The organism is Pseudovibrio sp. W64, assembly GCF_001623145.1.
Lineage (GTDB): Bacteria > Pseudomonadota > Alphaproteobacteria > Rhizobiales > Stappiaceae > Pseudovibrio.
In genome coordinates this window covers 137,409-157,562 of sequence record NZ_LMCI01000008.1, presented here as the reverse complement: position 1 = coordinate 157,562, position 20,154 = coordinate 137,409, and the positions used below count along the sequence as shown (strand labels likewise).

The following is a 20,154-nucleotide window of genomic DNA, read 5'->3' as shown; positions in this document are numbered from 1 at the left end:
GCTTGTTGTTTTTATGCTGGGTTGGTTCGGGCGCCACACCCAAGCTCGTGGCGCCCGAACCGTTCTGATTACATCAACATGTCATCAGAACCGTAGTCTGCATTGCCTTCCAGCACTGGTGCATCTGCTGCAGCAACTTCTACAGTTTCAGATGCAGGGTTGAGAGCGTCATAAACGTCCTTTACCCCTTCAGCGATGTTGGTGATGACGCTGACAACGGCCGTAACTGGGTTTGATGTTGCAACCCCCACGGCTATGTCCACGACAACGTCAACAACAGTGTCGACCACAGCTTCAAATACGCCTGCAATCTTCTGACCAAGCTCATGCTGACCAAATGCATCGGAGACGGTTTCAATCACTGCGCTAACAGCTTTGGTTACGACGTTTGCGATTGCTTTGAATGGATTCCACCAGCCCATGTCTTTATCCCTTTCAGACAAAAGTTAGATAAGTTTCACCGCTCCCGAAGCGCACTCCGAGGTACAGTGATGTTAAATTGTTGGTGTGATACCGCTGGCAGGAGGTCCTTCAGATGGCTACACGTTACGTGTTGGCTTCAAAGGGTCCCAATCCAAGTCGGTTCTCTATTTCGAAGAAGTCCCTGGACGCACCCGAACACTGCTAATGCCGCATTCAGAATGCAAGTCTACACTACGAATATATGTCATAGCCTAGCCTCCCAGCTTCGCTAAATGCTCACAATGAGCATGCCTCATAGCGACAAACGTTTTGAGTAACGTTTAGTGTCACCCAACCAACTTCAGTTACCTGAAGTTCTAATCAAATCCCCTATGCATAACTTGCATTAATCTCATCATACCACTTTGAGTACACATTACAGATACGATGCAATCCGCCAGTTACACATCCCCGTTTTGGGAGGTGACCTGATCTGAGTTCAATATTTGGCCGCAATTAGGGCGGAAATGTGGCGAACAATTTTATACTTTTAGATCTAGAATAAATGTTATCCAAATGTTTAATGCAAATACAACTCTAGGTATTATTGAAATATCAGTATTTTTATACTTAGGGTATATTAAATTTATCTTACATAAAAATTTATCGATAAAAAGTACCTTACGTTTGAGTAAGTTACCCCGTATGACGTGATGCATGTCACACTCATACGTCTGTCAACATAAAAAATATGAGGGTGACACTCATTTTATAGTGAAAATATATCACCAAGGTGCCGTTTAGGTCATATATTTACCTTAAAAGTGACCACACAACGGCAAATCAGGGCAATCAAAGTGGATAATAGTGTCAGTTGAAGAGGACAAATCCGGAAATTTAGAAATGAGGAATCCAGCGTCTGTGCGCACTTAATGGTTTAATCAAACTAATCTGATGAACCTTAGATTGCTTACTCTAAGTAAATACCCCGACCTACTTTCGTAGATCGGGGCATTAAGAGATCGGCACTTACGGCAGGTGGTTCAGAGGCGCTAACCTCCGGGCCTGCTGCGAATGTTCTCAGGCAGCCATGTGGCGATCTCAGGGAACGCGATCAGGACAAAGACCATCGCGACCATGATCAGGAACATCGGGAACGCTGCCCGCGCAATGAACCCCATCTGATAGTTGGTCATGCCTTGCAGCACGAACAGGTTAAACCCGATCGGCGGCGTGATCTGCGCCATCTCAACCACCACCACGATGAAGATACCAAACCAGATCAAGTCGATACCCGCCTGACGGATCATAGGCTCCACCACAGCCATGGTCAGCACCACAGAAGAAATGCCATCCAGGAACATGCCGAGGATCACGTAGAACACCAGCAGCACCATCAGCAGCTCAAAGCGGCTGAGCTCCAGCGTTGCGATCATGTCAGCCAGACCGCGCGGCAGACCTGTAAAGCCCATGGAAAGAGACAGGAACGCAGCACCGGCAAGGATCAGTGCAATCATGGAGGAGGTATAGGTCGCCCCCATCAAACTGCTCGTGAAGCTCTTCCAGGACAGTGAGCCCTGTGACGCAGCAAGGATCAGACTTCCAATCACACCAAAGGCTGCAGCTTCTGTCGCCGTTGCGTAGCCCAGATACATGGAGCCAATCACAACGAGGATCAGCAGGATCACTGGCAGCAGGAAGCGGGTGTTCTTGACCTTCTCAGCAAAGCTCATCTCAGGTTCCGCTTTCGGATCCCATTTAGAAGAGACTTTAGAGGTGATCGCCACATAGGCCATGAACATGCCAGCCAGCACGATGCCCGGCATAATGCCTGCAAAGAACAGCTTGGAGATGCTCTCGTTAATGGTCACGCCATAAACGATCAGCGTCAGGGACGGCGGGATCATCAGACCCAGCGTTGCTGCACCAGCCAACGTGCCAATGATCATCTTTTCCGGATAATCACGTTTACGCAGCTCGGGGATAGACATCTTGCCAACGGTGGTCAGTGTCGCGGCAGAAGAACCAGAGACCGCTGCAAAGACTGTACAGCCCACAATATTAGTGTGAACCAGACCACCTGGAAGGCGGGCCATCCAAGGGGCAAGGCCGCGGAACATATCTTCCGATAATCGGGTTCGATACAGGATTTCACCCATCCAGATGAACAGCGGCAGCGCCGTCAGTGTCCAGGAGGAGGATGCCGACCAAATGGTCGTCAACATCACGTCGCCAACAGGGCGGGTGGTGAACAGTTCCATGCCAACCCATGCCACACCCATAAGTGCCAGACCGACCCAGACGCCGGTGCCAAGCAAGGTGAACATGACAAACAGGAACAGAATGATAATGCTTATATTTTCCATTGCTCTTATTCTCCGGCAACTGCTTCTTCAAGTTCAGGCGCAATACGGTGCTTGCCAGTGAATATGAGTTGAAGGAGGTGGTCTGTGAGAGCAATCGCAAGGATCAAGGCACCAAGGAACATAAAGCCCTGTGGGATCCAAAGCGGTGTGCGGTCCTGTCCCTGACTGATGTCGTTGAACTTGTGAGACCAGTAGACGAAACGGTAGGCGTAGTACACGAAGTACCAGATCGTGGCGGAGCCAATGGCAAAACACCAGATTTCCAGAATGCGCTGTGCGGTCTTGCCCAGCATTTGGTGCAGGATGGATACGCGAATATGGATGCCCTTGTTCAAGGCATTGGCAAATGCAAGGAAACTGGCGGCGGCCATGGCATAGCCTGCATATTCTGCGGCGCCCGGAAAGACCTCTCCCGTCCAACGTGCCAGCATCTGCACGACAATCAGTCCGAGGATGGCAATCAGACAAAGCGCGGAAAGAACTCCAGCTGTCTTGTAGATCCCATCCAGCCCTAAGCGCAGTGCGCGTGTCAGCTTCATTGTTCTCCCCCTCGAAAAAAGAAAAAGCCGGAGTTCCAAAAGGTTCTCCGGCTTTTGCGTGCTTATTTCATTGCTTTGAAGGTGCTGACAACAGCCTTGCCATCGTCACCAGCAGCTTCAAGCCATTCTGCAGTCATGGTTGCACCAATTTCCTGCAGGTCAGCTTTCATCTGGTCGCTACCCTTTTCAACCTTCATGCCGCCTTCACGCAGGCCATCAAGGGTGAAGTTTGTGTAGTCGATAGAACGCTTGAGGCCAGCTGCTTCTGCCGTTGCCGCGCAGCCCTGAATGATGCCTTTGTTCTTTTCAGAAACACCAGACCACACATCAGAGTTTACAAGCATGTAGTTGCGTGGCAGCCATGCATCCACTTCGTAGAAGTAGTTGAGGCTTTCCCAAACTTTACGATCGTAACCAGTTGCACCGGAGGAGACCATGGAGTCAGCAACACCGGTTGCAAACGCCTGAGAGATTTCAGCGGCTTCAATGGAAACTGGTAGCATGCCTGTCAGCTCAGCAAGACGCGCAGTTGCGGTGTTGTAAGAGCGGAACTTGATGCCTTCCATGTCAGCAACAGAGTTGACTGCATTTTTGAAGTACAGACCCTGTGGAGGCCATGGCACGGAATACAGCAGGGTCAGGTTCTGTTCGCCAAGAACCTTTTCAAGCGCTGGCTTTGCAGCAGTCCAAAGCTTTGCCGCATCATCAAAAGATGTCGCGAGGAATGGAACGGAATCCACACCGAACAGGGCATTTTCGTTCTGGTGACCGGAAAGCAGACGCTCACCGATTGGCACCTGACCGGTCTGAACTGCGCGCTTGATGTCGCCGCCCTTAAACAGGGAGCCGCCCGGGTGAGTGGTTACTTCGATTTCACCGCCAGTGCCAGACGTAATACAAGCTGCAAATTCTGCACCCGTTACAGAATGGAAGTTGGACCCTGAGTATGCCATTGGCAGGTCCCACTTTTCCGCAGAAGCAGCAGTTGCCCCCAACGCCATAGCGGAAACACTCAAGGTGACCAGTAGACTAGACTTCTTCATATGTTCTCTCCTCCAAGAAAATTAGTGATGCCCTCAATTAAATCTTTGCGGATCGTAAGGGCTTATATCGTTATTGGGGCGTTTACCGCTGATCAGATCAGAGACCAGCCGCCCGGTTTTTGGACCGCCCGTCAGGCCGATGTGGTGGTGCCCAAACGCCGCATACACGCCGCTTTTGCCCACTTCACCGATGAGGGGGAGACTGTCCGATGGCGCAGGGCGGAAGCCCAACCATTCTTCTTCGCTTGATGCTTCCAGATGCGGGAAGCTCTCGTGAACCTTTTTCCGTAGTAGAGCCAGAGGGGCCTTGGAAGCACCTGCTTCCAGCCCGCCAAACTCAACAACACCTGCACAGCGCAATCCCTGTGCCATTGGTGTTGCCACGAACTTGCCGGAAGCGACCATGATTGGCTGGCTCGGCTGCTCGCTCGGGTTCTTGAATAAAATATGGTAACCGCGCTCGGCTTCCAGCGGTACGCTGATGCCAAGCTTATTCATCAAAGGCTTGGACCAGACGCCAGTTGCCAAAACGGCACGATCACACTCAAAACGTCCTCTGTCAGTCATAACAGCTGAAATCGAGCCGCCTGACAGATCGAAATCCTTCACTTCGGCCTGCACAAATGTGCCGCCCATCTCTTTGAAAATCTGCACCAGATCCTGAACATACGCACCCGGATCCTGAATGAACCCGTGATCACGCATCAACGCCAGCAGTTTGATGTTCCTGGCAAGGATTGGCTCCATCTCGTGAACGGCGTCGCCTTCAATCAATTCCGGCACAAATCCAGCTTTGCGTCGCAGTTCCCAGGTGTATGCGTCTGCTTCAAAGGCGGCTCTGTCGTTGTAGGCAAAGCTGTAGGTGCTTTCCTGCAGCCATTTAGCCGCGCTGGTTCCGTCCACCAATGCATGGTGCTGGTCCACACTGTCACCAACAATCGGTGTCAGCCCCTGCGCGATGCGGCGGGTTTCCTTATCCGTTGCGTGTGACAGGTAACGTGCCAGCCAGCCCGCCAGCTTCGGCAAGTAGCTCCAACGCAGGAACAGCGGAAAGTTTGGATCCAGCAGAAGCTTTGGGCCTTTCAGGATCAGACCCGGCGCTGTGACTGGAGCCACGGAGCAGCTGGCCAGAACACATGCATTGCCAAAGGATGCGCCCATGCCGGGCTCACCCTTGTCGATGAGGGTCACATCATGACCCTCACGCTTCAACCATAAAGCTGCTGATACACCAACGATCCCTGCACCGATGACGACGACATTATTTTTATTCATGCAGCCCCCAGCACCGCACTCTTGGAAATCGCATAGTGCTCAACTTTCTCCAGATCCGGCCGGCCTCCCAAGCCTGCCGTTTGCGGAACGATCACATCGCCGCCTCTGGTTTCAAATGGCGTTTCCATAAGGTCTTCTACTAGGAAGTATTTTGCCTGATAAAACTCACAAGCTAAAGTGATTTCTGGCGTTGCAGCAATCATATGCGTTCCGCCAAGGTGGGCGAGGCCGGATTCAAACATGTCGCCACCATAAGCACTCATACCAGCGGTAGCGGCCATGCGGGCTACAGTTTGGGCCCGAGTCAAGCCTCCACTCTTCATTATTTTGACTGAAACACCGTCAGCTATCCCCATGTTAATCGCGGTCAGCATATCCTCTGGCCCAAAGATGCTTTCGTCCGCAAGAAGCGGCACATCGATGGAATTTCGGATAGTTGCCATAAGTTCCCGAAGGTTATGCGCAACCGGCTGTTCAATAAAATCTGGTTGAAAACTCGCGATGTCGCGAACGCACGCTAGGGCACTGTCGTGGTGCAAACCCTGATTGTAGTCCACGCGAATGGAAAACTCAGGATAGCTCATGCGTAGGCGCTCCATACGCATCATATCAAACTCATGACCTTTGAAGCCGGTTTTGAGCTTGATGATGCGCACACCATCCTCTTTCAAACGTTCCATCAATGCCAAATCACGATCGAAATCAGGATCAGCAATAGAACAGGAAAGAGGGATCGTATCGCGGCATTTGCCACCCAGCAGCGCCCAGACCGGCAAATCAGAGATTCGGCCCTGCAGATCGAGCAGTGCTGTTTCCAGAGCAGCTTTCGCCTCGGTACAATGAGCAACCGCCTTTTGGGCGTTCTTCATGATCGTGGCGCGTTCACCAATGGTGCGGCCAACAACAAGCGGACGGATGTAGCGGTCGAGCGCCGCAAAGGTGGCTTCTGCAGAACCGGTGAAGACAGACCACGGCGAGGCTTCCCCCCAACCGGTTTCGCCCCCCTCCGCCGTTAAGCGGAGGATGACAATATCAACGGCGTGTTCAACAGAACCAATGCCATGGTCGCGGCGGGCGTTCACTGGCAACTGTACGTGCCAGACATCCATCCCAACGATCTTTTGGCCGGTAATTTTTTGTGCAGCGTTCATGGCTCTTATCCCATCCAGCGACGTACAGGGGCGTTTGCTTCTTCAAGAGGCTGCGTCACAACATCAATCAGTGTTGGGCCGTCATGTTCGATTGCCTCTTTGAGTACACGCTCCAGATCATCAGGATTTTCAACGCGCCAACTCTTCACACCATAAGCAGCGGCAACAGCGGCTTGATCAGTGCGGTTAAAGTCTACATTGTAGTAACGCGCATCTGTGTCCGCATACTGGCTCGCTTTAATCCAGCCGTAGCTGGAGTTGGAAAACACGACGTACGTGATTGGCGCACGGGAGCGGCACACAGTCTCCAGCTCACCACAAGTGAAGCCGAAGGAGCCATCACCCATCATGGCAACCACTTTGCTGGTTGGCCGGCCATACCATGCACCCAGCGCTGCAGAGAGCGAGTAACCCAATGCGCCATGCGCGCGGTTGGTGATGAAGTAACGACCAGACTGCGGCAGCTGGTAATAAGCAGAGAAGTACGGACAGGAGGTGCCTGGATCGGAGATCACTGTGGCATCAACTGGCAACACCTTCATCATCGCGTCAATCACCCGTTCAGGACGAATTGGCGCTTCACCGCTTTGAGCCATTTTGTTGAAGATTTCAAACTTGCGTTTCTTGATGTCTGCAACAGCAGCAGCACCGCCGAAAGTGTCAGCGCCCTGATCGCGTTTATCCAGAACAGCGTTGACCTGCGCAAGGGAAAGCTTGAGGTCACCAACAACGCCAACTTCCACTTCGTAGTTCGCACCGATCACCATCGGGTCGTTGTCGAAGTGAACAACACGGGTCTTAGCAGATGGCGCTTCCCAGCGGGAGGTGGTGGTGGAGCCGGCACGAGCCCCCATGAACACCACAAGGTCTGCATTGGCCATGGCTTCCCATGTCTCGTCTGTTCCGCCATTGGACCCGACTACACCCACACAGTTTGGATGGGTTTCAGCCAGTGAACCCTGACCGGAGATAGACGTTGCAACCGGAATATCGAGACGGGACGCCAGACGCTCCAGCTCTTCCATAGCACCGGCGATCACAACACCGCCGCCACACACAATAAGCGGTTTCTTGGCGGAAAGGATTGCATCAACCGCAGCTTCAGCAGCACCTGGTGCAGGGGCCTGAGGGTAAGCTGGATATGACGTCAGCTGCTGATCTGCCCAGATGTCAGAGGCATCCACCGCATCATACTGAATGTCGTAGGGCAGGCCGAGATGAGCAGCACCGGAGCGACCGGTTGTCATGGCACGGAAGGCTTTACGAACCATCCGCGGAATGTGGTCAGCGCGCTTGATCACGGTGTTCCACTTGGTCAGCGGACGCATCAGCGCTTCCTGATCCACTTCAGTCAATGGGTACTTGCCGTAGGACCCAACAGAAATGTCTGTCGTAATGCCAAGCACAGCATAAGAGCTTTCAGAGGCTTCGATCAGACCCGGCAAAATGTAGGTCGCGCCACCACCAGACGGCCCCTCACACACACCCGGACGTCCGGTCACTCGTGAATACGCATCGGCCATGTAAGTGGCGCAGCGCTCATCACGGGTCAAAACGTGGGTCATCTTGTGATCAAGCTTATACATCGCGTCATAAAACGGCAGTGTTGTATCGCCGCAAAGACCGAAAATGTGCTGGACGCCCTGCGCCTCCAGCATTTTTACCATGGCTTCTGCACCATTCATCTTATTCGTCACAGTGTCACCTATCAGACCCGTCCCACCCGTTAAGCAGGCAATTTACTAAACCCGAAGAATGCAGAATCGATTGCACTCAAAATTGTATACAGCACAATATTCAATATTGAGCGCAGGTCAAATGGAATGTACAGTTCACCTATGACATGGTAAGTGCTGAGCCGATTTTTGGGGCCTGCAACGGCAGGATTGAGAGCGATTTTGGAATGACAAAAGCTGATAGCAACGTGGACCGCATCTACGAAAAACTACGGAAAATGGCGGCCGATTTTGAATTTAAGCCGGATGCCCGTATCAACGAGAGCGCATTATCCACAGAGTTGGGCGCAAGCCGCACACCCTTGCGCGAGGCATTGAATCGTCTCGTGGCAGAAGGCTTCCTCACATTCCAGAGTGGCCGCGGCTTCTTTTGCCGCCCTTTGAGCCCGAAACTTATTCTTGATCTGTATGAAGCGCGTGTCGCCATTGAAACGGAGATTGTCCGCCTTGTTTGTCGCCGGGCCAGCGAGGAAGACCTTCAGGATCTTATGGGGTTCCTGAAATCCACGGAGCCGGACTACGACAGCAGCGACGACCCGATGGAGCTTTTGAGCATGGATGAGGCCTATCACATGCGCATCGCCGCCCTGTCTCAAAGCAACGAGCTGGTCCGCATTCTGGAAAACCTGAATGACCGCGTGCGTTACATCCGTCTTGTCGACTTGAAATACCTACGCGGCAAGACACCTGTTTCTACGCAGGAGGAAGCCCAGCTTTCGGCCCACCGTGTGGTGTTGACCGCCCTGATCAACCGGGATGAAGACAAAGCCGTTTCCACTATGCGTCACCATATTGAACGACGCCGCGATGAAGCAACAGAGGCGGTGCGCATCGCCTATTCGCAGCTCTACGTTCCAGCAGATTAACGCGAGTACCAAAAGCAAAGCAGGTCGCAGGTCCCCAACACTTAACCTGCTTTGCCCCCCAATTTTATAGAAGAGGTTTTGAATTATGTCCGTTGAGTATGGAGGCAAGACCGTATTTGGTGCCTCAGTCGGCATTCTCATGCTGGAAACCAAGTTCCCGCGTATTTACGGCGACATCGGCAATGCCCAGACATGGCCGTTTCCAGTGCATTATCGCGTGGTCCGCGGTGCGACCCCAAACAAGGTGGTGCGCAATGATCCACGTGAGCTGGTGGACCTGTTTGTTGAAGCTGGCCGCGATCTGGTGCGGACCGGCTGTGACGGCATCACCACCAACTGCGGTTTTCTGGCTCTCATTCAGGACGAGGTGAAGGAAGCGCTTGGCGTACCCGTCGCAACATCTTCCTTGATGCAGATCCCAAGCGTGCAGCAGCTTCTGCCGAAGAACAAGCGCGTCGGCGTCATCACCATTTCCAAAGAAACATTGACCAAGGAGCACCTGAAAGCAGCAGGCGCACCCGAAGATACGGTGATTGTGGGCACAGATGGTCTGCGCAACTTCACCCGCGAAGTGCTGGATGACTATGACGCCATCAACTTTGAAGATGCCCGTCTGGATCTGTTGGACGCTGCCGCAGAATTGGTGACCAAAAACGAAGGCATTGGTGCGATCGTGCTGGAGTGCACCAATATGGTGCCCTATGCCAACGACATCCGCAAACTCACCGGATTGCCCGTCTATTCCATCTACACCTTCGTGAACTGGTTCCAATCCGGTCTGGTTCCGCGTAAGTTCCCGCTGGAACTGGATGACCCGCGTTTGAATTTAGCGACTTACGGAAATTAATCGATGTCGAAGCCTAGTCAGATTGAACAGATAAACACAAACGGCCTCGTTTTGCTTGGCTGCGGAAAGATGGGCTCAGCCATGCTGAAGGGCTGGCTGGAAGCAGGCGTTTTGCCTTCCAGCACAACTGTGATTGATCCTTATCCATCTGACTGGTTGCGGTCGCTGGAAGATCACGGCCTAAGCCTGAACAGGCAACTGCCGGAAGCTCCCGCAGTGTGCATTCTGGCTGTGAAGCCACAGATGATGGGGGATGCAACCCCTCAGGTCGTCGCGCTAGGCGGTGGCAGCACCGTTTTCATTTCCGTTGCAGCAGGCACAAACCTGACCACACTTCTTTCTCTGGTAGGTGAGGGCAGTCCGATCATCCGCGCCATGCCAAACACACCGGCAGCTATTGGACGCGGCATTACCGCACTCATTCCAAACAGCCATTGCTCGGAAAGCAATCTGGCTATGGCACAGGAACTGCTCGCCGCTGTCGGGCAGACCGTTGTGCTGGAAAACGAAAGTCAGATGGATGCTGTGACGGCAGTCTCCGGCTCTGGACCTGCCTATGTGTTCCACCTGATCGAGTGCCTCGCCAAAGCAGGCGCAGAGCAAGGGCTGCCGGAAGAACTGGCGATGCAGCTGGCTAAAGCCACCGTTGGCGGAGCAGGACAGCTGGCAGAAGATGCCAGCGACGACCCTACCCAGCTGCGCATCAATGTGACATCTCCAAATGGCACCACAGCCGCGGCGCTCGATGTGCTTATGAACGAAGAGGACGGTATGCCGCCACTCCTTTCCCGCGCTGTTGCAGCTGCCAAAAAACGCAGTGAAGAGCTGGCCTAGTCTCCTGCGTTATCACGAGATATGAAACCCCGCTTTCCATCAGGACGGCGGGGTTTTCTTTTGCTCTGACACACTCTCAAGACTTTGGGCTTGACCAATTTCAATTATTATATAACCATACGGTTATGCAACAGGTGAACCAGACACCCCAACCAGAAAACCTTGATGCCGTGTTTGCAGCACTGGCCGATCCTACGCGCCGTGCAATCCTGACCCGGCTCGCCAATGGAGACGCATCGGTCAACGAGCTGGCTGAGCCATTTTGCATGAGCCAGCCTGCCGTCTCAAAGCATCTGAAGGTTCTGGAACGGGCAGGGTTGGTTGAACGCGCCATAGACAAGCAACGTCGCCCGGCACGGCTCAAAGCTGAGCCCATGCGTGAGGCGGTAAAATGGCTGGAAGAGTTTAGCAAGTTCTGGTCATCCAGCTTCGATCAGCTGGATGATCTTCTGGAGGAATTGAAGAAATCCGAGAGTTGAGGAGGGAATTGGAATGAGTGAACTACCAACCTATGTACTGGAACGCACCTTTAACGCCCCGCGCGAGCTGGTTTGGCGTACATGGACCGAGCCGGATCTTATTTCGCGCTGGTACGGTCCCAACGTGGAAAGCATCGTCCACCAGCTGGATGTCAAACAAGGCGGCCTTTGGCTGCATGAGATGAAGTGGGGAGACAATTCCAACTTCCAACGCGTTGAATATACAGAGGTCTCAAAACCTTCAAAACTGGTATGGCTGCACGCAACGTCTGACGCTGACTGGAATGTGATTGCCAGCCCGATGATGCAGGACTGGCCTCGTGTTTTGCTGACCACCGTCACCTTCGAGCAAGACGGCGACCAGACCAAAATGCGCCTCACATGGGTTCCCCATGACGCCACAGAGGCCGAGATAGCCTGCTTCGAGGCAGCCATCGGCGGCATGAACCAAGGCTGGAATGCCGGTATGGGCCTACTGGAAGAACTGCTCGCCGAGCTTCAGGCAAGTTTGGCGACGTAAGTTGTAGTGGAGACCTCTCCTCAGCCCCGACCTCTCCCTTGGAGGCGGGGTTTTTTCTTGCGCGGATTGTCGCATTCTCCCCCTCAGGCAACAGCTTATGCGCAGAAATGTACCCTATCGGAAATAATATAAGTATTTGCTCTCATTATATTTTTGCATATTACCGAGCGGAATAGTTCAAAATTTAATTTGTTATTAGTAAGTGCACCATACCCCTAAAACTAACAGTGGTATTCTCAGAAAATACCCGCAGCGGAAAATAAGAATAGCAACGGGGCACTTATGCACTTTTCGGGAATTAACCTGACCACCAAAATAGCTTCAACCGTTTCATTTGCCATTGTCGTAACAATCGGTGTTCTTGTGCTGGCCGCAGACCTGTTACTCTGGGGTACGCTGAGCGATGAGGTGGACAAACGTCACAATATCAATCTTCGCATCGCGGCTGCACAGTTCCAGCAGGAACTCCCATCAGCAACCGTGAAGCTGGATCACAATTCTAATGTTGCCAAAATCATCACAAATGATCCTCTGAGCTTTTCAGGAAACGATCTTGTTGACCAGATTGGGCATCTGACTGGCGAGACCGCAACTGTTTTTGTGTGGGATGACGCGACCCAGGATTACTGGCGCAAAACCACCAACATCAAAAACAAGAAGGGCGAACGCGCCGTCGATACACCACTCGGCAAGACTGGCAGTGTTTATCCAATTATCAAGTCCGGCAAGACCTTCCGCGGTGAAGCCGACATCCTCGGCATGGCCTATTACACCCTGTACCAACCAATCTTTGACAGCAACAATCGCGTGATTGGTATTCTTTATGTAGGCGTTGAAAAATCCCACATTGAAGCGCAGGTTGATAACGTCACCTGGAACCTGCTTTACGCCGCACTTGGACTGGGGCTTGTTCTTGTTCTGATGGCCTACTTCGGCTTCAAGTTCATGCTGAAGCCGATTCCTGTGATGACGAAGGCCCTGCGTGATTTGTCCGAAAACAAGATGGACATCAAGATTGCGTATTCCACTCGCACCGATGAGATTGGTGAGATGGCGCAAGCGATCGAAGTTCTGCGCCAGAACAACGTAGAGCGTATTCGCCTGCAAGAGCAAAGCGATGAGGAATCCGGCGCCCGCGAAGAACGTCAGAGCCGCATCGAGAACCTGTTGAGCCAGTTTGGTGCCGAAGTCACGCAAGCACTGCAGAGTGTGGATCAGCGTTCTGCGGAAATGGAACACACTGCCACCCGCCTGACCGGCATTGCAGAGGATTCTGCTTTACGTTCCAACACCGCTCGTGATGCCTCCGAAGAAGCCTCTGCCAATGTGCAGACGGTTGCGACCGCGGCTGAAGAGCTGAGCGCCTCCATTGAAGAGATCAGCCGCCAGTTGGGTGAGACCAACCGTGTGGTGGGCGCCGCAACCAGTGGAGCAGAAGAAAGCAGCCAGAAGGTTCAGGCGCTTGACTGTGCTGCGCAAAAGATCGGCGAAGTCGTCAACCTCATCCGCGATATTGCAGAGCAGACCAACTTGCTGGCGCTCAACGCAACCATTGAAGCAGCACGTGCTGGTGAGATGGGCAAAGGCTTTGCAGTTGTGGCCTCCGAGGTGAAGGAGCTGGCAACCCAGACCTCCAAGGCAACCGAGGAAATCTCAGCACAGATCTCAGGCATCCAGAACTCTTCCAAGGAGACCGTGGAAGCCATTGTTGGCATCAGCGACACAATGAGCGAAGTGAACAAACACGCCACTTCCATCGCCAATGCTGTTGAACAGCAGGGATCCGCGACGATGGAGATCAGTGAGAACGTTCAGATGGCAGCGCAGGGCACCCGCAGCGCAGCACACAACGTGAGCGAAGTGTCTGTGAAAGTGACGGAAACGCAGGAAGCCGCCTCTCAGGTGCTTGACGCATCGCAGGCAGTTGCATCCAACGCTGCGCTCCTGCGCAAAACCATCAACTCCTTTATGGATGATATTCGCGCCGCCTGAACACTATGCCTCTTAGGAGCGAAATGACTTGAAGAGGCCCTGCATTCCATTGGTGATGCAGGGCCTTTTACATTCAAACGAAATGATCATCGCCCGTTCACTCACCTGTTTTTACAAGTGAGGCACTGACAGACCAGCTGGAGTACACATGAAAAACCTCAAATCGAAACTCCAGCTAATGGCCTGTACGTTGCTTGCGAGCGTGAGCTTATCACTGACGAGCGGTCATTTCACAGCGGCCTTAGCGTCTGATCAGGACCTGATCCTCATTGCTGCGCCATCCATTGCTGATACCTACGATGATCCCGAGTATGCAGCGCTGTTTCAGGATATCGTGGATTTCGACATCGCCTACGCAAATGCTGTTTATGGCAACGACGAGGTCCGGATCGTTGTGGATGCACAGACTCGGTCTTACTTCAAAGGCAAGGTGCCGGACGAGGTCCTTATCAATGACTATCTCCCGCATATTTGGGCGCGGGACTACACCGTCATCAACCCAGGCAAACCGGTTCAGTTCCGCTATACCCCTGTCACCTTTGAAGGTGATCAGGCGGTCGCAGATGAAATGCAGGGCGGCTTCAACGCCTTTGCCAATGCAAAGGGGCTGACATTTGCTCAAACCGACTACCTGTTGGATGGCGGCAACATCGTTGATAACCACGCAGGCCGCGTGATCACCACAACGCGCTTTCTGGAAGACAATGACCTGTCCTATGAAGACGGCAAGGCAGTTTTGAAGGAGCTGCTGAACGCTAAGGAAGTCGCGATCTTGCCTCCAGATGAAGAGGTGATGGCCCACAGCGATGGCATGGCGATGTTTGCGGAAGACAACACCATCATCCTCAACCGCTATGACGCCCCCATGAGGACCGAGATCACCGAGGAACTGGAGGCATCTTTTCCTGGCATCAAGATTGTTGAAGTGGACGCCATGTGGGATGAGGAGGATCTGTCCAGCGCCTGCGGGGTAAACGTCAACGCGACGATGACCGGCCAATTCATCTACATGCCGCATTTTGGCGACCAGAACAGCGATGATGTCTTAGAGACCATCCAAGTCAACACCAGCAAGACGGTTATTCCGGTACCAGCCAACAAGGTTTGTAAGCTGGGCGGCTCAGTGCGTTGCCTCACCCTTCAGCTGAAAGGCAAAGCAGCGCAGGCAGTTCTGAGAGACTAGGTCAGCCCACACGGGGCACTGCTCTGCTGCACTCAGAAAATCTGGTTGATTGCATCCAGAAGGCCCAGTGTCGCTGTTAGCAGCAAAAAGCCACCTAACCCTGGCACAATCCAGTTGAACACCTTGCTTTCATCAAAGACCTGAAGGGACAGCTGTCCCAGAAACCCGTAGGCCAGAAAGCAGATGAGCGCGATCAGGCCGATCGGCAGAAAAACAGAGCTCAACGCACCAACGCTTGCTACAATTTCGCTGTTAACGAACTGCGGAAACAGCGCCACAAAAAACAGGATCGCTTTTGGGTTGAAAAAGGCAATCAGAAAACCAGTCTGAAATCCCTCTGTCGCTTTGGAAAGCTGTTTTTCCGGTCCCGCAGTATCCAACCGAAAGCTGCTGCCGTGGCGAATAAAGATGTAGCCGATATAGGCGATATACAGCGCTCCAACCGCCTGCACTGTGAGCAGAACCCGAGGCTCCAGCGACACCACGGAGCGGAAGGCGAAAAAGGCAATTAACGCTTGCCCTAAAGAGGCGGTGACATTCCCCAGTGCGAGCGGAACAACCCTGTTCACGCCTCCCCGGGCGCCCTCAGCAAACGCAAGCGCCATGCTGGGGCCGGGGATAATCGACACAGAGAAAATAGCTATGCAATACAAGATGAGTTGGTCTGCACTCATTTAAATTCTTTCAATAACATTCTGGCGATTGTTCGCGGTGTTGTCGTGACTGATCACACCTGTTTGAATCGCCTCTCCAATTTTAAAACCTTCATGGATGTAGTCATCAATAACTTTCTGGCCTTCTTCCTTTTTCAGGTGTCTGACAATATGGCCCATGAATACTTCTCCCAAAATGGAAAGACACTATTCATGTTCACCCTCAATAATCAGGGTGTCATCTACTAAATCTTGTAATGTCGAAATCTGAGCAGCATCCATGTCTCCTGCGTCGAGCATGGCTTGGAGACGGCCTTTTTTCAAGCCTTCATAGAACAGCGGAAGGGAGGCTTAGAGTATCCTTATCTACTCTTGCCTGAATAATACTCTTTGGTTTCCGCACTACTGTTCACTGCTAAAGAGTTTTCGCGGCTATTCCGGGTCTTTTTTCTTTGCAATCACCAGCTGACCGGCGATTGGATGTCCTTGTTCCAAACGTAGGACCATTTCAGTGCGATCAAGGAGTTCGAGATTGTTCTGCTTCAGCAGGTTCTGAAGGTAATCCTGCGAGTGGGCATAGCGACAATATTTTCCCATGAGATAAGGCTGGCCGCCAAACGCCTCTTCCGGCTGGGTCTCCGTTGAAAAGAGGAAAATACCACCGGGAGCCATGTTTCGGGCGATATTTAAAAACATCTCATCCAAAGTCCCATTGTATGGAATGACATCTGTAGAGATCACAAGGTCCCAGGGCTCATGGCGGCTTTGCTTCAGAAACTGAGTGATCTCGCCTTCATGCAAGACATCATAAATCTCTTTCTCTCTTGCTTTCTCAAGCATCTCCGCAGAAAGGTCTAAACCGATTTTGTGAGTGACCTGATCCTTGAGCACCTCACAGCAAAGTCCTGTTCCACACCCAAGGTCCAGCATTCGCTTGAAAGGCCCAACCTCAAGCGCAGCCATTCTCTCCTTAACTTTTTCGGGGAGGGCGTACTTCAGGCCGTCCAGCAGCCTTTTGTCATAGGTCTCAGACATTTGGCCAAACAACATCAGCACATGTGCCTCGGGCATGCAGCTGGGTACATTACCTTTGCCAATAGCTGCCAGATGAAGTGAAGCACCAACACTATCATCTGGATCATTGCGCAGAATGTGCTCAAAAGCCTCTGCTGCTTCGTCATACTTGCCTGCAGCTTCCAAGTCTAAAGCGTTGTTGAGCTCAAAAAAACTGGAAAGAATATCTGCAACCGGATCAAACTGATTTTCGTCGTCAATACCGTTTTTCATGACTACAGCTCTCTGGTTTAATTAGAGCGCAGTGAGCCATAAAACACTTAATTACCTATCCGCACAGTCCAGTTGATCTTTCGAAAACTGTAATCAGTGCGCGATTGGCTGCTAAAGTTTCATGCTCTTGATCTCACGAGGAAACTTGGCCATATCGCAATTTTAAAATGGAATTTGAAGAGGCTCTAAGAGCCTTGAGGAGGCGGGAATGTATTCGCGTTGAGGTGGAAGGCGTCAGTCCACAGTACCGCGGACTGACGCTATATTTGCTTAGCCGAGGATTTTGCCAAGGCTCATGGCGACCATCTTGTCGCCGCCGATTTTGATCTTGCCCATCATCACAGCTGTCATCGGGTTGACGGAACCATCCACCAAGCCTTTGAAGGTCTTCGCAGAGCAAGAGATTGTGCAATCAGCCTCTGCTTCTTCTGCGCGCGCGCCGTTCTCGTCGACGATGATGAAGCCCTCATCCTTGATGTTGAGCGCAATCGATTTTGACATATCGACGCCATCAAGTTTGCCGTTGATCCCGGTTACGATCTTCTGGATGAATTCGGACATCTGTTCCTCTGGCTATTTTCTGTTCAGGGAGGGCAGGACCCTCCCAATTGTTGCAGCTACCTAACCTTATTGCCTGCAAACTACAAGCGCCTCAATGGTCTAGTATAGGTTAACCGCTAAACCAATTCGTCATAGTGCCAGGCGATATGGTCTTGCATAAAGGAGGCAATGCAATAGTAGCTGTGATCGTAGCCACCATGCATGCGCAGAGTCAGGTCAACGCCTTCGTCACGGCAAACCTTTTCAAAGACCCAAGGCTTCAGTTGCTCTTCCAGGAACCCATCGGCAGAGCCCTGATCGATCAGGATGCGGCCTTTCCAGCCGCGAGACTTGACCAGCTCACAGGCATCATAATTTGCCCATGTGGAGCGATCTTCACCGAGGTAACCTGAGAAGGCTTTCTCACCCCACGGGCAGTTGATTGGGTTCACAATTGGCGCGAATGCAGACACGCTCTTGAACAGGCCCGGGTTCTTCAACGCAAGAGTCAACGCGCCATGACCACCCATGGAGTGCCCCGTCAGGCCCAGAGCGCTCAGATCGATCGGGAAGTGTTCCTCCAAGATCTCCGGCAGCTCCTGTGTGATGTACTCTTCCATGCGGTAATGCCTGGCCCATGGCTCCTGCGTGGCGTTCAGGTAAAAGCCCGCGCTTTTGCCCATATCCCAGCCTTCATCATCCGCCACATCGTCACCACGTGGAGACGTATCCGGTGCAACGATGATCATGCCCATCTCTGCGGCTGCACGCTGGCTGCCTGCTTTAGAGACCATGTTTTCCCAGGTACAGGTCAGACCGGAGAGGAACATCAGGGTTGGACACTCTTCGCCATTCAGCGCACGGCGCGGTAGAAACACCGCAAATTCCATTGGCGTACCGGTGGCTTTACTATTGTGGCGATAAACGCGCTGCTCGCCATCAAAACAGCGCCAGCTTTGGATCAGCTCAATCATAATAGCTCTCTCACAGCGTACTTCCGAAAAGCGGTTCCGGTTTTCGGATAAGAATACGCATTAAAATGAAGGCCTAAGCAGAGCAGATGTCCGCTTAGACCTTATCAATACGAAAACCCAGAGTATGGCTTAGAACGTCACAACCGAACGGATGGACTTGCCTTCATGCATCAGATCAAACGCAGTGTTGATCTCATCCAGCGGCATGGTGTGGGTGATCATGTGGTCAATGTCGATCTTGCCATCCATGTACCAGTCCACGATCTTCGGCACATCCGTACGACCACGCGCGCCACCGAAGGCAGTGCCTCTCCAGGAACGACCAGTCACCAGCTGGAATGGACGGGTGGAGATTTCCTGACCTGCGCCAGCAACACCGATGATGATGCTTTCGCCCCAGCCTTTGTGGCTGCACTCAAGCGCCTGACGCATGGTGGTTGGGTGGCCAATACACTCAAAGGTGTAATCCGCACCGCCGCCTGTCAGGTCAACAAGGTAAGGAACCAGATCGCCTTCAACTTCCTTCGGGTTGACGAAGTCAGTCATGCCGTACTGCTCTGCAAGCGCCTTTTTGCCTGGGTTGAGGTCAACACCAACAATCTGGTCAGCACCGATCAGACGCAGGCCCTGCACAACGTTAAGACCAATACCGCCAAGACCAAACACAATAGCCTTACAGCCTGGCTCAGCCTTTGCTGTGTTGATCACGGCGCCAACACCTGTGGTCACACCACAACCGATGTAGCAAACCTTATCAAACGGTGCGTCCTTGCGGATCTTCGCCAGAGAAATCTCAGGCAGAACGGTGAAGTTGGAGAAGGTGCTGGTGCCCATGTAGTGGTGAATTTTTTCACCATTGATGGAGAAGCGGCTGGACCCGTCTGGCATTACGCCTGCGCCCTGTGTGGAGCGGATGGACTGACACAGGTTGGTCTTCGGGTTAAGGCAGTACTCACACTCGCGGCATTCCGGTGTGTAAAGCGGGATCACATGATCGCCCGGCTTCAGCGAGGTAACGCCTTTGCCCACTTCACGCACAATGCCTGCGCCTTCGTGGCCTAAAATGGCCGGGAACAGACCTTCCGGGTCATCTCCGGACAGGGTGAAGGCGTCTGTGTGACAGATACCTGTTGCCATGATTTCAACCAGAACCTCAAAAGGCTTCGGGCCGTCCAGCTGAACTGTCTCGATGGAAAGAGGGGCTCCGGCTTTATAAGCAACAGCGGCGCGTGTATCCATATTGTGAACCTATACGTCTTGTTATAGACCCGCCGGATGTGGCGGGACCTCCCCAAAATTGATTAAAGCGGCGCACACCTCCCGCGTGTCACCCCTAAACTTGCACCAGTAACTTATAACGCGCAGAACCACGAATTGCATCAGCGAATTCAGGAGTTTTGCGTAGAGACTAAAGTTAGTAACAAACAACATATTTGAGTGCACAGAGTGGACGTCATTGCGCAATTC

At 52.5% G+C, this 20,154-nt stretch carries 20 protein-coding genes; 7 read left to right on the top strand and 13 right to left on the bottom strand.

Annotation, left to right across the window (positions count from 1 at the left end; genetic code table 11):
• Nucleotides 1-68: 68 nt before the first annotated feature.
• The 7 genes from PsW64_RS05090 to PsW64_RS05060 form a co-directional block, all read right to left on the bottom strand.
• Nucleotides 69-422 (bottom strand): hypothetical protein, encoded by a 354-nt coding sequence (locus tag PsW64_RS05090; protein WP_057461372.1) that lies wholly within the window; start codon nt 420-422, stop codon nt 69-71.
• 1,032 nt (nt 423-1,454) lie between these two features.
• Nucleotides 1,455-2,768, bottom strand: a complete 1,314-nt coding sequence (locus tag PsW64_RS05085) for a TRAP transporter large permease (protein ID WP_057461373.1) — start codon at nt 2,766-2,768, stop codon at nt 1,455-1,457.
• Nucleotides 2,769-2,773: 5 nt separating this feature from the next.
• Nucleotides 2,774-3,307, bottom strand: a complete 534-nt coding sequence (locus tag PsW64_RS05080; protein WP_057461374.1) for a TRAP transporter small permease — start codon at nt 3,305-3,307, stop codon at nt 2,774-2,776.
• Between the two features lie 62 nt (nt 3,308-3,369).
• Nucleotides 3,370-4,350, bottom strand: a complete 981-nt coding sequence (locus PsW64_RS05075) for a TRAP transporter substrate-binding protein (protein ID WP_063287563.1) — start codon at nt 4,348-4,350, stop codon at nt 3,370-3,372.
• A 33-nt stretch (nt 4,351-4,383) separates the two neighbouring features.
• Complete coding sequence (locus tag PsW64_RS05070; RefSeq protein ID WP_063302910.1) at nt 4,384-5,625, bottom strand: NAD(P)/FAD-dependent oxidoreductase; 1,242 nt, start codon at nt 5,623-5,625, stop codon at nt 4,384-4,386.
• The gene (locus PsW64_RS05065; RefSeq protein WP_063302909.1) at nt 5,622-6,776 is read right to left on the bottom strand and encodes an enolase C-terminal domain-like protein; all 1,155 of its coding nucleotides are present in this window, start codon (nt 6,774-6,776) and stop codon (nt 5,622-5,624) included. The genes PsW64_RS05070 and PsW64_RS05065 overlap by 4 nt, the downstream gene beginning before the upstream one ends.
• A gap of 5 nt (nt 6,777-6,781) precedes the next feature.
• Nucleotides 6,782-8,473, bottom strand: a complete 1,692-nt coding sequence (locus tag PsW64_RS05060) for a thiamine pyrophosphate-binding protein (RefSeq protein WP_063302908.1) — start codon at nt 8,471-8,473, stop codon at nt 6,782-6,784.
• A gap of 206 nt (nt 8,474-8,679) precedes the next feature.
• Between PsW64_RS05060 and PsW64_RS05055 the strand changes: the two genes are divergently transcribed.
• From PsW64_RS05055 to PsW64_RS05025, 7 genes are all read left to right on the top strand, one after another.
• On the top strand, nt 8,680-9,378 hold the full coding sequence (locus tag PsW64_RS05055; RefSeq protein ID WP_063303110.1) for a GntR family transcriptional regulator: 699 nt from the start codon (nt 8,680-8,682) through the stop codon (nt 9,376-9,378).
• Between the two features lie 85 nt (nt 9,379-9,463).
• Nucleotides 9,464-10,225 carry an aspartate/glutamate racemase family protein gene (locus tag PsW64_RS05050; RefSeq protein WP_057461379.1) on the top strand — a complete coding sequence of 254 codons (762 nt, stop codon included), beginning with the start codon at nt 9,464-9,466 and terminating at the stop codon, nt 10,223-10,225.
• A gap of 3 nt (nt 10,226-10,228) precedes the next feature.
• Nucleotides 10,229-11,059 carry a pyrroline-5-carboxylate reductase gene (proC, locus tag PsW64_RS05045; protein WP_063301290.1) on the top strand — a complete coding sequence of 277 codons (831 nt, stop codon included), beginning with the start codon at nt 10,229-10,231 and terminating at the stop codon, nt 11,057-11,059.
• 125 nt (nt 11,060-11,184) lie between these two features.
• Nucleotides 11,185-11,538 (top strand): ArsR/SmtB family transcription factor, encoded by a 354-nt coding sequence (locus PsW64_RS05040; protein ID WP_057461380.1) that lies wholly within the window; start codon nt 11,185-11,187, stop codon nt 11,536-11,538.
• Nucleotides 11,539-11,551: 13 nt separating this feature from the next.
• Nucleotides 11,552-12,058 (top strand): SRPBCC family protein, encoded by a 507-nt coding sequence (locus PsW64_RS05035; RefSeq protein ID WP_063302907.1) that lies wholly within the window; start codon nt 11,552-11,554, stop codon nt 12,056-12,058.
• Nucleotides 12,059-12,340: 282 nt separating this feature from the next.
• On the top strand, nt 12,341-14,050 hold the full coding sequence (locus PsW64_RS05030) for a methyl-accepting chemotaxis protein (RefSeq protein WP_063302906.1): 1,710 nt from the start codon (nt 12,341-12,343) through the stop codon (nt 14,048-14,050).
• A gap of 148 nt (nt 14,051-14,198) precedes the next feature.
• Nucleotides 14,199-15,233 carry an agmatine deiminase family protein gene (locus tag PsW64_RS05025; RefSeq protein WP_063302905.1) on the top strand — a complete coding sequence of 345 codons (1,035 nt, stop codon included), beginning with the start codon at nt 14,199-14,201 and terminating at the stop codon, nt 15,231-15,233.
• A gap of 32 nt (nt 15,234-15,265) precedes the next feature.
• Here the strand turns inward: PsW64_RS05025 and PsW64_RS05020 are convergent, their stop codons facing one another.
• From PsW64_RS05020 to PsW64_RS05000, 6 genes are all read right to left on the bottom strand, one after another.
• Entirely contained in the window at nt 15,266-15,907 is a 642-nt protein-coding gene (locus PsW64_RS05020) for a LysE family translocator (RefSeq protein WP_063302904.1), read from the bottom strand.
• Entirely contained in the window at nt 15,908-16,066 is a 159-nt protein-coding gene (locus PsW64_RS27540; RefSeq protein ID WP_193757749.1) for a hypothetical protein, read from the bottom strand.
• 252 nt (nt 16,067-16,318) lie between these two features.
• The gene (locus PsW64_RS05015; RefSeq protein ID WP_063302903.1) at nt 16,319-17,173 is read right to left on the bottom strand and encodes a class I SAM-dependent DNA methyltransferase; all 855 of its coding nucleotides are present in this window, start codon (nt 17,171-17,173) and stop codon (nt 16,319-16,321) included.
• A gap of 270 nt (nt 17,174-17,443) precedes the next feature.
• A complete protein-coding gene (locus PsW64_RS05010; RefSeq protein WP_057461386.1) occupies nt 17,444-17,734 on the bottom strand; it encodes an SCP2 sterol-binding domain-containing protein in 291 nt (96 codons plus the stop codon).
• A 116-nt stretch (nt 17,735-17,850) separates the two neighbouring features.
• Nucleotides 17,851-18,687: an S-formylglutathione hydrolase gene (gene fghA, locus PsW64_RS05005; protein WP_063302902.1), complete on the bottom strand. Its 837-nt coding sequence runs from the start codon at nt 18,685-18,687 to the stop codon at nt 17,851-17,853.
• A gap of 129 nt (nt 18,688-18,816) precedes the next feature.
• Nucleotides 18,817-19,926, bottom strand: a complete 1,110-nt coding sequence (locus tag PsW64_RS05000) for an S-(hydroxymethyl)glutathione dehydrogenase/class III alcohol dehydrogenase (RefSeq protein WP_057461388.1) — start codon at nt 19,924-19,926, stop codon at nt 18,817-18,819.
• Nucleotides 19,927-20,154: the final 228 nt, after the last annotated feature.

What these genes read in the sequence shown, in the direction of transcription:
- PsW64_RS05090 (WP_057461372.1), bottom strand. Translation starts at nt 422, where the DNA reads ATGGGCTGGTGGAATCCATTCAAAGCAATCGCAAACGTCGTAACCAAA.
- PsW64_RS05085 (WP_057461373.1), bottom strand. Translation starts at nt 2,768, where the DNA reads ATGGAAAATATAAGCATTATCATTCTGTTCCTGTTTGTCATGTTCACC.
- PsW64_RS05080 (WP_057461374.1), bottom strand. Translation starts at nt 3,307, where the DNA reads ATGAAGCTGACACGCGCACTGCGCTTAGGGCTGGATGGGATCTACAAG.
- PsW64_RS05075 (WP_063287563.1), bottom strand. Translation starts at nt 4,350, where the DNA reads ATGAAGAAGTCTAGTCTACTGGTCACCTTGAGTGTTTCCGCTATGGCG.
- PsW64_RS05070 (WP_063302910.1), bottom strand. Translation starts at nt 5,625, where the DNA reads ATGAATAAAAATAATGTCGTCGTCATCGGTGCAGGGATCGTTGGTGTA.
- PsW64_RS05065 (WP_063302909.1), bottom strand. Translation starts at nt 6,776, where the DNA reads ATGAACGCTGCACAAAAAATTACCGGCCAAAAGATCGTTGGGATGGAT.
- PsW64_RS05055 (WP_063303110.1), top strand. Translation starts at nt 8,680, where the DNA reads ATGACAAAAGCTGATAGCAACGTGGACCGCATCTACGAAAAACTACGG.
- PsW64_RS05050 (WP_057461379.1), top strand. Translation starts at nt 9,464, where the DNA reads ATGTCCGTTGAGTATGGAGGCAAGACCGTATTTGGTGCCTCAGTCGGC.
- proC (WP_063301290.1), top strand. Translation starts at nt 10,229, where the DNA reads ATGTCGAAGCCTAGTCAGATTGAACAGATAAACACAAACGGCCTCGTT.
- PsW64_RS05040 (WP_057461380.1), top strand. Translation starts at nt 11,185, where the DNA reads ATGCAACAGGTGAACCAGACACCCCAACCAGAAAACCTTGATGCCGTG.
- PsW64_RS05035 (WP_063302907.1), top strand. Translation starts at nt 11,552, where the DNA reads ATGAGTGAACTACCAACCTATGTACTGGAACGCACCTTTAACGCCCCG.
- PsW64_RS05030 (WP_063302906.1), top strand. Translation starts at nt 12,341, where the DNA reads ATGCACTTTTCGGGAATTAACCTGACCACCAAAATAGCTTCAACCGTT.
- PsW64_RS05025 (WP_063302905.1), top strand. Translation starts at nt 14,199, where the DNA reads ATGAAAAACCTCAAATCGAAACTCCAGCTAATGGCCTGTACGTTGCTT.
- PsW64_RS05020 (WP_063302904.1), bottom strand. Translation starts at nt 15,907, where the DNA reads ATGAGTGCAGACCAACTCATCTTGTATTGCATAGCTATTTTCTCTGTG.
- PsW64_RS27540 (WP_193757749.1), bottom strand. Translation starts at nt 16,066, where the DNA reads ATGGGCCATATTGTCAGACACCTGAAAAAGGAAGAAGGCCAGAAAGTT.
- PsW64_RS05015 (WP_063302903.1), bottom strand. Translation starts at nt 17,173, where the DNA reads ATGAAAAACGGTATTGACGACGAAAATCAGTTTGATCCGGTTGCAGAT.
- PsW64_RS05010 (WP_057461386.1), bottom strand. Translation starts at nt 17,734, where the DNA reads ATGTCCGAATTCATCCAGAAGATCGTAACCGGGATCAACGGCAAACTT.
- fghA (WP_063302902.1), bottom strand. Translation starts at nt 18,687, where the DNA reads ATGATTGAGCTGATCCAAAGCTGGCGCTGTTTTGATGGCGAGCAGCGC.
- PsW64_RS05000 (WP_057461388.1), bottom strand. Translation starts at nt 19,926, where the DNA reads ATGGATACACGCGCCGCTGTTGCTTATAAAGCCGGAGCCCCTCTTTCC.